Origin of the sequence: Marinomonas sp. (assembly GCF_965225885.1) — a bacterium.
GTDB lineage: Bacteria > Pseudomonadota > Gammaproteobacteria > Pseudomonadales > Marinomonadaceae > Marinomonas.
This window is the reverse complement of record NZ_OZ245329.1, coordinates 3,993,471-4,008,003: the sequence shown is the minus strand read 5'-3', so window position 1 is coordinate 4,008,003 and position 14,533 is coordinate 3,993,471. Positions and strand designations below refer to the sequence as shown.

The window sequence follows — 14,533 nt, the reverse complement described above, 5'->3', positions numbered from 1 at the left end:
AGTATGTATAAGAGGTGTTGTGGGCGTTAATGCTTTGATTAAGTCTATGGGGAGAATCCTATGAAGAAGGTACGCTGGGGTATTATTGGTACAGGTCAAATCGCGCATTTATTTGCCAGTGATTTTTGTCATGTCAAAGCGGGCGAACTTCGTGCGGTTGCTTCTCGTGATAAGGTGTCGGCGGATGCTTTTGCAGCCGAGTTTGATATCGAATTGGCATTCATTGATTACTTTTCATTGATTAATAGTCATGAAGTGGATGTTATCTACATTGCAACACCTCACGTGTATCACTACGACCTGACCAAAGCCTGTATTTTGGCGGGTAAAGCGGTATTGTGTGAAAAGCCTTTCACTATCAATGAGGCGCAATCTAAGGAGCTTTACGATTTAGCCTTAGAACATAACGTGTTTGTTATGGAAGCTATGTGGACGCGCTTTAATCCTGTTATAGAGCAAGTGGTTGAGTGGGTTGAAGAGGGTGAAATTGGTGATCTTAACAGCATTCAAGCCAGTTTTAATTTTGTTGGACCTACTGATCCTAATCATCGATTGATGAATCTTGAGCTTGGCGGCGGCGCTTTATTGGATATTGGTATTTATCCGGTGTTCTTAGCACAATTATTTTTCGGTAAGCCGGATTTTGTGCAGAACCAAGCCGTAATTGGCGACACAGATGTGGATCTATTTGAACAAATTCTATTGGGTTGGGAAGGTGGGCAGCTTGCTTCTTTGGATGCGTCTTTAATTTCATGTAACCCGAATCGTGCCATGCTATCTGGTTCTAAAGGTTACATTGAAATCGATTCTGAATGGTTCAAAGCCAAGTCCTGTCGTGTTGTCAGTGCGGATAATAAAGAGCGCGCTGTTGAGTTTGATTTCCCGGGAAATGGCTACCAGTTTGAAGTGGATGAAGTGAACCGCTGTCTTGAAGAGGGGTTGATTCAAAGTCCTAATCATAGTTGGCAGAACAGTTTAGAATTGATTGCAACGCTAGATGAGATTCGTCAGGACATAGGTTTGTACTACCCAGGCGAAGACGGCTCTAGTGACAGCCACCATCATGATGAAGAAGATTTACATCACCATCATCATGAACACAGTCATCATAAGCATTAATTATTGAAAGTATGTGATAAATAAAAAAGGCTCTTTTCATCACTGAAAGAGCCTTTTTTGTGTCTATATTCTTAAATCAAAGTTAAGTCTTAGTTTAGGTGTTTGTTAAGTGTTGGCAACAATACTTTAAACAAACGTGGCGCAGCGCAAAGTACATCGCCTTTCTCTAGGCTTGGTGAGCCATCAAAACCAGCGAACAAACAACCAGCTTCTTTCGCAATAAATAGCGGCGCTTGCATTTCCCACTCTTGAAGTTTAATCCCCCAAGCTGCATCCAGACGGCCAGCGGCAACGTTCGCAAGCATCAATGCAGGACAATCCTGCATAACAGCGCGAGCGCCTTGCTCTGCAATCTCAGATAGCACAGCAAATTGACCAGATAAATAAGATGTCAGGCGATCAGTCGCAGGAAATTGTGCTGCGACAGTCACGTTTTCTAATGTACGCGCAGCGCTGCTACGGATTCGAGAGTTGTTCAGGTAAGCACCACGACCTTTACTCGCGTAAAACTCGTCTTTGGTGTGAGGGTTTAGCACAAGAGCGTGCTCCACTTTACCGGCAACTAGGTAGCTCATCGTAATGACGTTGCCTGTTAGGCCTCGTGAGAATAAATGCTGTCCTTGAATTGCATCAACGATCCATTCACCTTCATTGCCATTTTGTACTGTGCCTTGAAGGCGAGTCGTGATGGTGTCAGCTGGGTAGGCTTTTTCTAAGTGGTAAACAATGCTGCGTTCTGCGCCAGAGCATACAGTTTGATAAACCTGTTCAGCGGACTGGCCTTGTTCTTTGTCAAAAAGTAATTTCTCTTGCGAGTGAACTATATATTCTGCAGCGGCACGAGCTGCTTTAAGTGCGACATTGATTCTAGGTTGCATAATTTACCGTCAATTATTCCGTCATTAAAATGCACATATCGTCGATTAGACGATAAGTTGCCAAATAAAGTGTTAAAGAGCGAGCGGTCTCCGTTTTATCAATTGCTTAACAGAGGTGATAAAACCGAGTGCCTAAATAAGAGCGCGAATTCTATCGTAACAGTGCGCTTTTTACTAGTGAAGTTTTGGTTAAAAACTGATCGGCTTGCGGCTTTATGATAAATATCTGTTAAGATACGCGTCATTGTCCGACGGCTATTATTGGTACCTCATAAAATGCAAAATAAAGTAAGAATTGTCCTGGTTAATACATCGCATCCTGGCAACATCGGGGGGGCTGCTCGTGCAATGAAAAACATGGGGTTAGCAGATCTGTATCTTGTTGCACCTAAGCAATATCCTAGTGACGAAGCGGTAAGTCGTGCTTCTGGTGCGACAGATATTTTAGATAATGCCGTTGTTGTGGATACCTTAGAAGAAGCCTTGGCTGATTGTCAGCTGGTAATTGGTACTAGTGCTCGTGAACGCAATATTCCTTGGCCTTTGGTTGATCCAAGACAAGCGGCAGACTTAGTGTTTGATGAAGGCTTGGTTACAGCATTTGTGTTTGGTCGTGAAGACAGAGGGCTCACTAACGAAGAGCTACAGCGCTGTAATTATCATGTGCATATTCCCTCTGTTGAGACATTTAGTTCATTGAATTTGGGGGCAGCAGTGCAAGTAATAGCGTATGAGCTACGCATGAAGACGCTATTGATGAAAGATACGCCTGTGGTGGCGAGTAAATGGGATGTGCCAGCGGCCAATGTTGAGCAAATTGATTACTTGCTTGAGCATTTAGAGAAAGTTTTAGTTCAGACAGAGTTTCTTGATCCTGACATGCCGATGCAAGTGATGACGCGTTTTCGTCGTTTGTTTCAGCGTTCGCGATTGGATCAGCAGGAGTTGGGTATGCTGAGAGGGATGTTGACTTCAATGGAAAAGAAAATGAAGTCATGACGACTGCGCTTGACAATACTTTGTTGAAACAGAATCCAGCACCTTAAGCTGAAACAAAAAAACGCTGGCTTATTGCTAAGTCAGCGTTTTTTATGGGCTAGAAGTTGGTCTTAAGCTTTACGCTCAGGTCGACCTTCTTCTTGCCAGTAAGTATGGAATTTCTGACCTGGCTCTGCGTCCACGCGTTCATACGTGTGAGCACCAAAGTAATCGCGCTGCGCTTGTAACAAGTTGGCAGGCAAAACTTCAGAACGGTAACCGTCAAAGTAAGCTAATGCTGAGAAGAAAGATGGCGTTGGAATACCTGATTGAGCAGCAAGAACAACGGCTTTACGAAGACCTGCTTGCTTATTTGCCATGGCGTCAGCGAAATAATCGCTTAGCAATAGGTTTTCAAGCTCTGGGTTTTCAACAAAGGCATCGGCGATCTTCTGTAGGAAAGAAGCTCGAATGATGCAGCCACCGCGCCAGATTTTAGCGATATCACTGAAGTTAAATTTCCAGTCATATTCTTTTTCAGCCGCACGCATGAGTTGGAAGCCTTGAGCGTAAGCACAGATTTTTGCACAGTAAAGCGCTTCTTCGATCGCTTTCTCTACTTCTTCGGCTTCAATCTCGCCACTTTCTACATCAGCAATAAGTTTGCTTGCAGCAAGTTCTCGCTCGCCTGTCAGTGTGCTCAGTGCACGAGCATAAACGGATTCGCTGATGATGCCGGCTGGAACGCCCATTTGTGTTGCACTGATAGATGTCCAGCGACCTGTGCCTTTCTGGCCTGCGCTGTCTAAAATCATATCAACTAATGGAGCGCCTGTTTTGTGGTCATATTGTTGAAGAATGTCGGCTGAAATTTCAACAAGATAGCTGTTTAAAACGCCTTGGTTCCATTTTTCAAATAACTTACCAATTTCTTCCGGTTCGTAACCAAGTAAAGAACGTAGTAGGTGATAAGCTTCACAAATAAGCTGCATGTCAGCATATTCAATACCGTTATGAACCATTTTTACATAATGACCTGCGCCATTTGGCCCAAGGTAAGCGGTACAAGGTTCGCCTTCAGTAATTGGCTTGCCAGGTGTGTTGCTAACGATAGGTTTACCGTTTTCGTCTACTTTAGCGGCAACGGCTTCCCACATCGGTTGTAGGTATTTCCAAGAATCAGCATCGCCACCAGGCATAAGAGATGGACCAAAGCGAGCACCCACTTCACCACCAGAAACCGCTGTACCAAAGAATTTGAATTTTTCTTTGTAGTCCGCTTCGCGGCGAATGGTATCTGTCCATTGGCTGTTTCCGCAGTCAACTACGATATCGTCTGCTTCTAGGCCAGCTTCAATTAGGCTATTGCATACCGCATCTACAGGGCTTCCAGCTGGAACTAAAACAACGATCACACGAGGTTTGACTAGGTTTGCAAGCATGTCTTCCATACTTGAACAGCCGATGATACGTGCTTCAGCTGATGGATCTGGGCGTTCTGCCGCTTCGGTGTCTAAAACGTCTTGTACTTTATGTGCGTCAAGATCAAAACCTGCAACTCGGTAGCCATGGTCAGCTAAATTTAAGGCCAAGTTTTTACCCATGACACCCAGGCCGACAAATCCAATATTGCAGTTCTGATTCGTTTTTAACATAAGTATCGATTAACCTTTTGAACAATTGGGGGGGAATTTAAGAAAGAATCTTACCATGAAGCGTCGTGATTCAGGACATATTAGAGGTAAGAAAAATTCAAATAATTGTGTTTTTTTGATGTTTTTTAATAGAATCCTTACATTTTAGGTGGCTTTCCTTTGAAAAGTTGCTGATATGTAATAGTTGTTAGTTTGTTGTTTTTAGGGTTGGCAGTAAGTTTCTATTTAGTAGAAAGCCTACAAAAAAGAAAGAAAACTACATAAAAATTAGTGTTGATAAGTTCTGATTAGGTATTAATGCTAGTTTTATTGCACTGAATTTACGAAAGTTTATATTTTTCAATTGGTTATACGTTATCGGAAAGTTTCAATATGGTAATAAAATAACATATTGTTATAACAATATTTTTTCTTAGATTGTTTTGTTACTATACTTTTCACAGAAAAAAACTTTCGCATAATAACAAAAATGACCAGACAATCTTTTTAGTTCAGAGGATTTAGTAACATGAACTCCGCATCAGACGTAACTAGTATTCATACAGATTTAACTACGCCGCAGTTGGTTGAAAAAGCCCTGCAAAATGGCGAAGGGGTTCTTGCCGATAACGGCGCGCTTGTTGTTGAAACGGGCGCTCGTACCGGTCGTTCTCCTATGGATCGTTTCATCGTAGAAGAAGCGTCCAGTAAGGATAGCATTCATTGGGGACCGGTAAACCGCCCATTTCCAGAAGCGAAATTTGCACCGCTTTGGGATCGAGTGGCAGCGTACCTTGATGGTAAAGAGTCGTTTGTATCTAACATTCATGTCGGTGCGGGAGATGAATATTATTTACCAGTGATTATGCGTACTGAAACCGCTTGGCATCAGTTGTTCGGTCGCAACCTGTTTATTCGTCCTGATGTCTACAATCCATCAAGTAAAGGTGAATGGCAGATTCTTAATGCGCCAGATTTTGTTTGTGAACCTGATCGTGATGGTACCAATTCAGATGGTTGTGTGATTCTAAACTTTGCTGAGCGCAAAGTGCTTATCGCGGGTATGCGTTACGCTGGCGAAATGAAAAAAGCCATGTTCTCTGTGCAGAACTATTTATTGCCTGCTTATGATGTATTGCCTATGCACTGCGCTGCTAACGTCGGTACAGAAGATGATGTGACATTGTTTTTTGGCTTGTCTGGTACGGGTAAAACAACCTTGTCTGCTGATCCTGAGCGCTTTTTGATAGGTGATGATGAGCACGGCTGGGGCAAAGACACAGTTTTCAACATTGAAGGTGGTTGTTATGCAAAAACGATCGATCTTTCTCAAAAGAATGAACCAATCATTTGGGATGCGATTAAATTTGGCACTATCGTTGAAAACGTCGTTTTGGATCCTGAAACACGTGTTGCGGATTACGCTGATACGTCTTTGACTCAGAATGGCCGTGCTGGTTATCCTCGTGAGCATATTGAAAAGCGTGCAGCTGGAAACCGTGCTGGCGAACCAAATGCTATTATCTTTTTAACGTGTGATTTGACGGGGGTTCTTCCTCCCGTTTCTATTCTGACGAAAGAAGCAGCGGCTTATCACTTTTTGAGTGGTTACACTGCGCTAGTTGGTTCAACGGAAATGGGTGCAGGTACGGGTATTAAATCAACCTTCTCTACTTGTTTCGGTGCGCCTTTCTTCCCTCGTTCTGCTGATGTGTATGCGGATCTGTTGATTAAGCGTATTGAAGAGTTTGGCAGCAAAGTTTATCTAGTAAATACTGGTTGGACTGGCGGTGCCCATGGTCAAGGCGGCAAACGCTTTAGCATCCCAACAACTCGTGCGGTAATTTCGGCGATTCAATCTGGCGTGTTGGCTGATGCAGAAACTGAGCATTTGGCTGATGTTAACCTAGATGTTCCTACTCAGGTTCCTGGTGTTGATAGTGTTCTATTGAACCCTCGTAAAACTTGGTCTGATCAGGCGGCTTATGAAGCGCAAGCAAAAAATCTGATTAATCAGTTTGTTGAGAACTTTAAGAAGTTCGATACTGTATCTGATGCTATTGTTAAAGCAGGTCCATCGCTTTAACAATATTTTATAGTATCTTTCAAAAGCCGCGCATTTAGCGCGGCTTTTTTGTTTTTAGTGATTTATGCGCTAACACTTAGTGTCTAAATAATGTAATCTTTCGTGTATGTTTATTGATAGCCATTGTCATTTAGATTTTGATGTGTTTGACGAGCAGCGCGATTCGTTAATGTCGCGTTGTCTGGAAAATGAGGTGACTGGTTTTTTAGTGCCTGGGACTACTTTTGCTAGTTGGTCAAAGTTGGAAGCATTAATTAAGCGTTATCCAGAATGGCGAGCTGCTTATGGCTTACATCCCTATTTTTTGGCAGAAGCTTCGTTAGATCAAATCGATTTTCTTGGGGAGCAATGTGACACGCAGCGAGTGGTTGCCGTTGGTGAAATAGGGTTGGATTGCTGGCCTAATGCGGTTGATATGAGTGTGCAAATACCTTTTTTTTCTCGTCAGTTAAGTGTCGCTAAGTCATTGAAATTACCTGTTATTTTACATGCCAGAAAAAGTTATGATTTAGTGCTTAAGTGCTTGCGGGAAGTTGGTTTTAAAGACGGTGGCGTTGTTCATGCTTTTAATGGCAGTCTTGAACAGGCTAAACGTTTTTTAGATCTTGGGTTTGTGCTGGGGATTGGTGGAACAGTGACTTATCCAAGAGCAAAAAAAGCTCATCGAGTATTGGCGTCGCTCAGTAATAGCGCGTTTGTTCTTGAAACCGATTCACCTGATATGCCGCTTTATGGCTTTCAAGGCCAAAATAATACCCCGCTTTCTATTCCGCTTATTGCGCAGTGCGTTGCGTCGATAAGGGAAGAGGGAGTAGAGCTGATTGCACAGCAGACATATGATAATCTATTGAGGGCTTTTCCTAGGTGGAACGAGGACTTACTTTGAATATTACAAAAGATATTAATGCCCCTATTCGTATTCTTCTTTTGGGAAGTGGCACAGAAGTGGGTTCGTCTTTATTGCAGCTTTCTAAAGGAAAAGCTGAATTCGAATGGCTGTGTCCAGAAGAGTCGCTTTTGTTAGATATCGCAAGAAGAGCTGAGTTAGATGCAATGCAGTTTGACGTAATTATTGATGCGTTAAGTTTGCGTTACGCGTTGCAAAGTGATTATGGGAAATTCCAATCTACTTTACGGTATTTGAGTGGTGAGGCAAATGCTCCATTAATTATGATTAGCAGCGCTAGAGTTTTTTCTGGGAGCAAAGATGCTCCCTATGCTGAAGCTGATGTCCCAGACAGTCTTGAGCCCTACGCCAAGGCATTGATTGAAGCCGAGTCCATTGTACTTAGTAATGCTGAAAATATTGTCTTGCGTACTGGTTGGTTATTTAGCGGTAAAGGCGATGACTTTGTTTGTAGAACACTTGGCTTAATCCAAGATGGCGTTAATCTTGCTTATAAAGATGACTTAATTGGTAGTCCGACCCCTGTATCAGATTTGGTTCGAGTCATTTTGTCGATGGTGAATCAAGGGCATTATGGTGGCCAAAATAAAGGTATTTACCATTATTGCTGTGCTGAAGAAATTAGTTGGATACGATTGGTTGAGGCGATTCTGGCAACTTCTAGTCAGTTTGACCCAAAAGCACAGGTTGAGGTTGAGGCAATTGGTGACTCATTCCCAGAAGTGCAGGAAACCTCTGCAATGCAACGACAATCGTTGTCTTGTCGAAAGATATTTAACCACTTTGGCATAAAACAGCGTCCATGGCGGTCAAAACTAAGAAGTTTGGTTAAAGAGTTGTACCAAGCTAGTTAATAATTGGCTTTTAGTTGAGGATAAATAGGCAGAATAGGAGATGATGTGTACAAAATAAATCATAAAGCGGTAGTGTTGGTTTTTATCCTCCAAATAGTTTTGAGTATTGTTTGGTATGCGTCAACACCAGCTTCATTTTTAGGGCGTTCGGCTTTAGAAGATGTTGTTAAACATGCCTCCGTTGGGATGGCTTTCTTGTTCGCGTTATCTATTTTTGTGTATTTGTTTTTTACTGCTTGGCTTTTAGTTCGAGTAAAAGGATTATCTGGATTTGGGCGCTTCTTTTTAGTTATTGCAATATGGTTATTTAGTGTTCTACCTAACTCTGTTTTTATACTCATACATTTAAATATTAGTGAGTCAGATGCTTTGTATGTATTGTCACTTGGCGCAGCTAACTGCGCCATAGCGGCAATTATATTGCCACTATGGCGTTCCTCTAGATCAATCTTCAAAGATTAGATCAATATAAGCTACTTTCTGGCCAAACTAGCCATAAGCTTAATCCGCTGATTAAAACGCTAACAATGATTTGGCCGATAATGACAAAGATGCTTTGTTTATTGCTTAATTTTTTACCTAGCGCAACTGCTATTGGTGTTACAAAGCAACTAGCAGCAAGCATTAGCATGACATTTAACGGAATGTCTGCCAGAACATGACTTTGTGTAATCAGACCTCCAAGTATTAGGGCGGCTGGAATGCTAGCGTAACTGAGAGTTGTTTTTGTGAAATAACTAATAACAACATAACCAAATAACGCTGCTCCTAATGCCCCTAATAATTGTCCTATTAGTAAGCTTCCTCCAATCGATATAACGGGGGCCGCTGCGCCAGCAACAATCATTAATCCTATTGGCAAAAGTAGTGGTGAGATGTTTCGCTCATTACTTGTTTTGAGTGGTACTGTTTTTTGTACTTTATCTTGAGAAAGAAGTTGGTAGATCAGTGTGAGAATCGCACAACCAACTGCCCAGCTAAGGCTGATGATGAGCCCTGAATGTATTAGTACAGGATTAAGTAAAAAGTAGAACGACAGTCCGAATAATACAATGCTTACTGCATTTCTTAGTGCCAAACTCTTTATTAGCGTCAAGCTCAGCATTGAGGCAATGCCGATTAGTACGGTTATGTTGTAATAATCTATTGCTTGTTTAGGCGGGAAACTCAAGCCTGAATGAATCAAGCTGAGTCCGACAATAAAGCCACCAAGATAGCCAAGATAAGACGAGGCACGTAACAGTTTGCCAGCAACCATGCTGACTATTAGTGCGGCGAGAAAGGGGTAAACTGCCGTATGTAATAGCATTAAAATAGTAGAGTTACTGGCTTCTTCGTACATGATCGCTTTCCTTGGTGCTTTTTTATAAATTGATTATTGGCGAATGCCTTCCACGTAAACTTCAATTTCTGTTGTATCTGTCACACCAGGAATAAAGTAAGTCACACCAAAGTCGCTACGCTGAATGACAGTTTTTGCTTCAAAACCTGCGCGGTAGCCGCCCCAAGGATCATTTCCTTCACCAATTTTTTTAACATCAAAGCTAACTGGTTTTGTTACACCATGTATCGTTAGATTGCCAACTAAAGTGTTTCCCTCAAATTTAGTGCTTTTAAAGGTCAATGTTGGGAACTGCTTAACATCTAAAAAATCAGGGCTGCGAAGGTGTTTGTCACGAGCATCGTGATTGGTATCAATACTATCCGCTTTGATTGTTAGAGATGCACTACCTGACTTGCCGTCTTCTGCATATGTAAAATCACCTTCGAATTCATTAAAGCGACCTACGGTTGTACTAACGCCCAAATGTCCGATTTTAAATGCAACGCCTGAATGGGCTGGATCAATTTTGTAATCCGCTGCCATGGTTAAGCTTGATGCGAGTACTAATGCACTGATAGTTATTACTTTCATTCTAATGCTCCGTTATAAGGTTTAAAGATGTGAGCAGTGTAGGTTGTTTTTTTAAATAAATAATCCCCCCAAAAAACAATTCAATATTCACTAAAAAGAAATGATAATGGGGGAACTTTTTATTTTTTAGGTGAGTGAATGGATAAGCTGCAGGCGATGAAGGTGTTTTGCCGTGTTTATGAAGCTGAGAGCTTTAAATTGGCCAGTGACTCTTTGGGGATTTCTCGTCCAATGGTGACACGTTATATAAATTCCATTGAGGAAGAGTTAGGCACTAAGCTGTTACAGCGTAATACTCGTAATATCAGTATTACTCATGCTGGTCGTAAGTATTATCAGCATTGTATTGCGATACTTGATGCGATTGAAGAAGCGGAAAGTGAAATTGGTGATTTGACACAAAAACCAAAAGGGCTATTGAAGATAAGTGTGCCAATGGACTTTGGTTTATCACATATTGTTCCTTTGCTGGATAACTTTAGTCGCTTGTATCCTCAAATTGAATTGGATGTCGACTTTAGCGATAAACGTATTGATATGACTGAATCTGGTGTGGATATCGCTATTAGAGGTGGTGATTTAGGTGGAGATCAGTTTGTGGCGCGGCCCTTGTGTTATTCCAGAGGATTTGTTTGTGCGTCACCAGATTACATTTCAAAGTATGGTGAGCTTGATCGTATAGAAGATTTAGAAGGACATTCTTGTCTTTTGTACAGCAATGCGCTGGTGCCAAATCGTTGGTCGTTGCTGGATGAGGAAGGTGTTTTTCGAACGGTATCAACGTCAGGGACTTTCACTGCGAATAATGGTGGGGCTTTGACGCGCTTTGCATTAGCTGGTTTAGGGATAATTTATCAGCCTGACTTTCTGGTAGCAAAATATATTGAATCAGGTGAGCTGATCAACTTATTGCCGCAGTATAAAGGCTATGAAATATGCTTTTATGCTATCTATCCACAACGAAAACTAATGTCTAGAAAGACGCGATTATTACTGGATTTTTTACAAGAAAAACTGGCCAATACAAAATTCTAATGATGTATTGGCCAGTCTTCTAGGTATGAGGTTTTACGTTATTTTAAGTCGCTAAACTCATTTTCGATATTTAGATTTACTGGCATTTCATAGCCAGGTAAACGGATTTCCTGATCTGTGATGCTGAGTTCTTCGCCGCCTAATACGTTAAAGCCAAACTTATAAATAGGAAGCGTTTCGCCACGAATAGCGGATTGGTTGTATTCTTCTGCAGCCGCAGCAACATCAGCGTTTTTCGCTTGGTAACTGCTCATTTGTTCTGCACTGTAGCGCTTATCTAGCATTTTCATAGTCTGCATTGGAGAGAGCAAAACGGCTGTCGCATTGTTTCCGCCGAAACCTTTTGAGTTTAATAGCGCCGCATCAAAATAGTCTTTTCCATAGGCTTCATGTCTGAGTTGGAATTTTAGGCCATCTTGATAAACATCATCAGCAACCTCGTGTGATGTTGTTATCCCAGGCAAAATGCCATCCTTCCAGACACCTAAAGATAAGTGAAGTTGGTCACCACCAGCCGTGCCTTGAGAGTGGCCAAGGAAAGCTTTCATTGCTACAACGGGGATTTCTGTTGCGCCAAAGCTTGTCGCCGCTTTGCTCAATACATGAGACTCAGTGATGCGGTTTTGCGGTGTACTTGTGCCATGCGCTTGAATAAAAGTACGCTGAGTTAAGCCGTCATTGCCTATGATGTTTTGTAGGTAAGCCATGGCTTTGCTCATGGTCAAATAATTGCCAATGCCTGGTGCTGAAATAGATTTCTTATGTCCATCCGCATGTGAAAATACTGCTGGAATAGAACCGAATATTTCTGCGCCTAATTCAATGGCAAGCTCATCGTCCATTAATAGTGTCCATTGGCTAGATTCTCCAATGGTGAAACCACAGTTCTGGGCAAATGGTCGACAGCTGCGAGTATGGTCTGGTTCTTCTTGGTTGGTAATCTGATCAAGAGCTAGCAGAGCTGTATCTTCCGCTAAGGCGCCCATTGTTCTGAAACCTTCAATAATTTCAGGTGTGATCGGAGCATCGCTGCCACCAACCATGGCTACTCGAAACTTGCCTGTTTTTATTCCATCGATGGCTTTTTCTAAATTGAAAAAATACGTTGCACAGGCGCCAATTGCCGTTCCGACGCTACCGACACTACCTAGAATATAAGCGTTTACAAAGTCCGCTGGCATTTGAGCATAGCCAAGAGGCAAGTGTTTTGATGTTGTGCGTTTACCCATTAGAGCAGATTTGAGCATGCCACCAAAGCCTAGGTCATCCATTTGACCAATTGAATTGGCAGCGTAAACGGCCATTTGGTCTGGAGCGACTTTGCTGCGAATGGTTTCCCAATCAATACCACTGCTCTTAACTGCATCTGATGCGCCATAGACCGTCATCTGTAAACCACGAGGATGGTTTCGGCTTTGGTATAGCTTAGATGGATCAAAGCCAGTAGGTAGTTGTCCGGCTGCTTTTACAGAAAGTGAGCGTGTGTCTTTAATAAAGGTTTCTAAATTACCGTCAACAATAACTTCGCTTAGGGTGTCGGAAAGCTCTGTTACTTGCCAGTTTGTAGGACGATCATTTGGAAGAGAGCGTGTCTTGATAGTGAAGCTTAGCTTTTCTTCGCTTTGACTGGATTGTAGCGTTGTAGACTTGTGTAAAACTACGTGATCAACATCAAATAAACTAGGGTGAATACGACGAATCAAGGTGCGTGCAAGAAGAGATTCTCCAATGCTATCAACAAGTGCTGCGGCATCTAACGCTTCCCCACCATTTGTATACCAAAGACCATTTTTATGTTCGGCCATGTTGGTAATAGTGGCAAGATCGAGTAAAACATCCTGCTGGATTGTGCTTGGAAGAAGATCAAAGACAATTCGGCGATATGCTTGATGTGAAGAGGTACGACCAGCCGAATTGATTCCGCCAAAGCCAACAATAACAGGTAAACGGGCCAATTGAATTTCCTCGTTTGATGAGTGGGTGAAATATTACGTTATTGTAATGAAGGGGGGGGGCGCTTAGCCACCCCGCATAAAGTAATTCCGTAACAATAAATTGCATTTTATGACATTTTAGTTCGGTTTAAGCTTGAAATATTGCAGTTACTTTATTGAGGGGCTGGTTTTTGCTGAATGCGATTGAAACGCCATAGCTTGTTGTAATTGATTAAGCTTTCAATTTCTTCCACATAGGCTTGGCCTCGTTCAGAGTAGTTTTCCAAACCATGGACAAGGACAAGGCCTGTCACTATTTCTTTATTTTCTCGCAGCTGTGCCCGAGATGCTCTGAGTTTTTTGTAAGCGGCGTTGGTATTTAAGTTATCGATATAAGCAAAAACAGATTCACGAGCATCATTAAATTTCCGCACTTCATGGTCCGCATCTTCGTCTCTTGATTCTGGTACTAAGCCGCAACCCTTCCTAAAACACCACTGACCAAAGTAATTGTTGCCCTTGGTGGCAAAGCGAGATGTACCCCATGCAGATTCATTTGCTGCTTGCGCTAAAACAAGGGACGCCGGGATGATATCGAGTCGGTTCAGTAATGCTTTTATATCGTCTTTTGAATAGTTCTCAAGGTGCTTGAGTTTATGATTTTGGCGAAGAGAAGAAATCCATTTTTTATTTTTTGCTGATAGCTTTTTATTGCTTTTAAGTAGCGCATTTAGACGCTCTCGGTCTTTTAAAATAAGGCTGTTTTTTTCATTTATAAAAGGCGTTAAATAATCGAAGAAAGCTTTTTTACGTTCTTTTACATCGGTAATCGCAGCAAAATCAGGGCTGACCATTTGAATGGGATGTGATTTAAAATAGTTTTTTTCATCAGATGTTGCTTCACCAGATTCTTCGTATGGAGAGCTTGCTTCAGGTGGCTCGCTCTGTGAATCGTCTAGATCATTTTTAAATGGGCCTGCTTTAATCCACAAAATAAATATTAGTGCAAAAGAGATAATCCAGAGTATTTTCTTTTCCATAAATAACCACAAGTCTCAAATATTTATATTTTTCAGCCAGCATAACAGATGACGTAATGGCTAACTGAAGGGGACGCAGATAAAAAAGTGAGCCCATTATCCTTAAAAATGGCTCACTTTAATAGACTTTAACTCAGGCTTCTTGAATTTGCC

The 14,533-nt window shown here is 41.9% G+C and carries 13 protein-coding genes; 6 read left to right on the top strand and 7 right to left on the bottom strand.

Annotation, left to right across the window (positions count from 1 at the left end):
* Positions 1-60 precede the first annotated feature (60 nt).
* Positions 61-1,119: a Gfo/Idh/MocA family protein gene (locus ACO05V_RS19190; protein ID WP_421855417.1), complete on the top strand. Its 1,059-nt coding sequence runs from the start codon at positions 61-63 to the stop codon at positions 1,117-1,119.
* Positions 1,120-1,208: 89 nt separating this feature from the next.
* Here ACO05V_RS19190 and ACO05V_RS19185 read toward each other — a convergent pair whose 3' ends face one another.
* Positions 1,209-1,997, bottom strand: coding sequence for an inositol monophosphatase family protein (locus tag ACO05V_RS19185; RefSeq protein WP_421855414.1), 789 nt, complete (start codon positions 1,995-1,997; stop codon positions 1,209-1,211).
* Positions 1,998-2,273: 276 nt separating this feature from the next.
* On the opposite strand from ACO05V_RS19185, the gene ACO05V_RS19180 reads away from it, so the two are divergent.
* Positions 2,274-2,996, top strand: coding sequence for an RNA methyltransferase (locus ACO05V_RS19180; RefSeq protein WP_421855411.1), 723 nt, complete (start codon positions 2,274-2,276; stop codon positions 2,994-2,996).
* Positions 2,997-3,106: 110 nt separating this feature from the next.
* On the opposite strand, the gene gndA is transcribed toward ACO05V_RS19180, so the two are convergent.
* Positions 3,107-4,630 (bottom strand): NADP-dependent phosphogluconate dehydrogenase, encoded by a 1,524-nt coding sequence (gene gndA / locus ACO05V_RS19175; RefSeq protein WP_421855408.1) that lies wholly within the window; start codon positions 4,628-4,630, stop codon positions 3,107-3,109.
* Between the two features lie 508 nt (positions 4,631-5,138).
* Here gndA and ACO05V_RS19170 point away from each other — a divergent pair.
* From ACO05V_RS19170 to ACO05V_RS19160, 3 genes are all read left to right on the top strand, one after another.
* Positions 5,139-6,695 carry a phosphoenolpyruvate carboxykinase gene (locus ACO05V_RS19170; RefSeq protein WP_421855405.1) on the top strand — a complete coding sequence of 519 codons (1,557 nt, stop codon included), beginning with the start codon at positions 5,139-5,141 and terminating at the stop codon, positions 6,693-6,695.
* A gap of 106 nt (positions 6,696-6,801) precedes the next feature.
* A complete protein-coding gene (locus tag ACO05V_RS19165) occupies positions 6,802-7,581 on the top strand; it encodes a TatD family hydrolase (protein ID WP_421855402.1) in 780 nt (259 codons plus the stop codon).
* Positions 7,578-8,456 (top strand): SDR family oxidoreductase, encoded by an 879-nt coding sequence (locus tag ACO05V_RS19160; RefSeq protein ID WP_421855399.1) that lies wholly within the window; start codon positions 7,578-7,580, stop codon positions 8,454-8,456. The genes ACO05V_RS19165 and ACO05V_RS19160 overlap by 4 nt, the downstream gene beginning before the upstream one ends.
* 59 nt (positions 8,457-8,515) lie before the next feature.
* Here the strand turns inward: ACO05V_RS19160 and ACO05V_RS19155 are convergent, their stop codons facing one another.
* From ACO05V_RS19155 to ACO05V_RS19145, 3 genes are read right to left on the bottom strand one after another with little or no spacing between them, the layout of a single operon-like run.
* Positions 8,516-8,911: a hypothetical protein gene (locus ACO05V_RS19155; protein WP_421855396.1), complete on the bottom strand. Its 396-nt coding sequence runs from the start codon at positions 8,909-8,911 to the stop codon at positions 8,516-8,518.
* Between the two features lie 8 nt (positions 8,912-8,919).
* Positions 8,920-9,798 carry a hypothetical protein gene (locus ACO05V_RS19150; protein WP_421855393.1) on the bottom strand — a complete coding sequence of 293 codons (879 nt, stop codon included), beginning with the start codon at positions 9,796-9,798 and terminating at the stop codon, positions 8,920-8,922.
* A 33-nt stretch (positions 9,799-9,831) separates the two neighbouring features.
* Complete coding sequence (locus tag ACO05V_RS19145) at positions 9,832-10,371, bottom strand: YceI family protein (RefSeq protein WP_421855390.1); 540 nt, start codon at positions 10,369-10,371, stop codon at positions 9,832-9,834.
* Between the two features lie 138 nt (positions 10,372-10,509).
* Here ACO05V_RS19145 and ACO05V_RS19140 point away from each other — a divergent pair, with 138 nt between their 5' ends.
* A complete protein-coding gene (locus ACO05V_RS19140) occupies positions 10,510-11,406 on the top strand; it encodes a LysR family transcriptional regulator (protein ID WP_421855387.1) in 897 nt (298 codons plus the stop codon).
* A gap of 38 nt (positions 11,407-11,444) precedes the next feature.
* Here ACO05V_RS19140 and ACO05V_RS19135 read toward each other — a convergent pair whose 3' ends face one another.
* Entirely contained in the window at positions 11,445-13,361 is a 1,917-nt protein-coding gene (locus ACO05V_RS19135) for a beta-ketoacyl synthase (RefSeq protein ID WP_421855384.1), read from the bottom strand.
* A 152-nt stretch (positions 13,362-13,513) separates the two neighbouring features.
* The gene (locus ACO05V_RS19130; protein ID WP_421855381.1) at positions 13,514-14,380 is read right to left on the bottom strand and encodes a glucosaminidase domain-containing protein; all 867 of its coding nucleotides are present in this window, start codon (positions 14,378-14,380) and stop codon (positions 13,514-13,516) included.
* Positions 14,381-14,533: the final 153 nt, after the last annotated feature.

What these genes read in the sequence shown, in the direction of transcription:
- ACO05V_RS19190 (WP_421855417.1), top strand. Translation starts at nt 61, where the DNA reads ATGAAGAAGGTACGCTGGGGTATTATTGGTACAGGTCAAATCGCGCAT.
- ACO05V_RS19185 (WP_421855414.1), bottom strand. Translation starts at nt 1,997, where the DNA reads ATGCAACCTAGAATCAATGTCGCACTTAAAGCAGCTCGTGCCGCTGCA.
- ACO05V_RS19180 (WP_421855411.1), top strand. Translation starts at nt 2,274, where the DNA reads ATGCAAAATAAAGTAAGAATTGTCCTGGTTAATACATCGCATCCTGGC.
- gndA (WP_421855408.1), bottom strand. Translation starts at nt 4,630, where the DNA reads ATGTTAAAAACGAATCAGAACTGCAATATTGGATTTGTCGGCCTGGGT.
- ACO05V_RS19170 (WP_421855405.1), top strand. Translation starts at nt 5,139, where the DNA reads ATGAACTCCGCATCAGACGTAACTAGTATTCATACAGATTTAACTACG.
- ACO05V_RS19165 (WP_421855402.1), top strand. Translation starts at nt 6,802, where the DNA reads ATGTTTATTGATAGCCATTGTCATTTAGATTTTGATGTGTTTGACGAG.
- ACO05V_RS19150 (WP_421855393.1), bottom strand. Translation starts at nt 9,798, where the DNA reads ATGTACGAAGAAGCCAGTAACTCTACTATTTTAATGCTATTACATACG.
- ACO05V_RS19145 (WP_421855390.1), bottom strand. Translation starts at nt 10,371, where the DNA reads ATGAAAGTAATAACTATCAGTGCATTAGTACTCGCATCAAGCTTAACC.
- ACO05V_RS19140 (WP_421855387.1), top strand. Translation starts at nt 10,510, where the DNA reads ATGGATAAGCTGCAGGCGATGAAGGTGTTTTGCCGTGTTTATGAAGCT.
- ACO05V_RS19130 (WP_421855381.1), bottom strand. Translation starts at nt 14,380, where the DNA reads ATGGAAAAGAAAATACTCTGGATTATCTCTTTTGCACTAATATTTATT.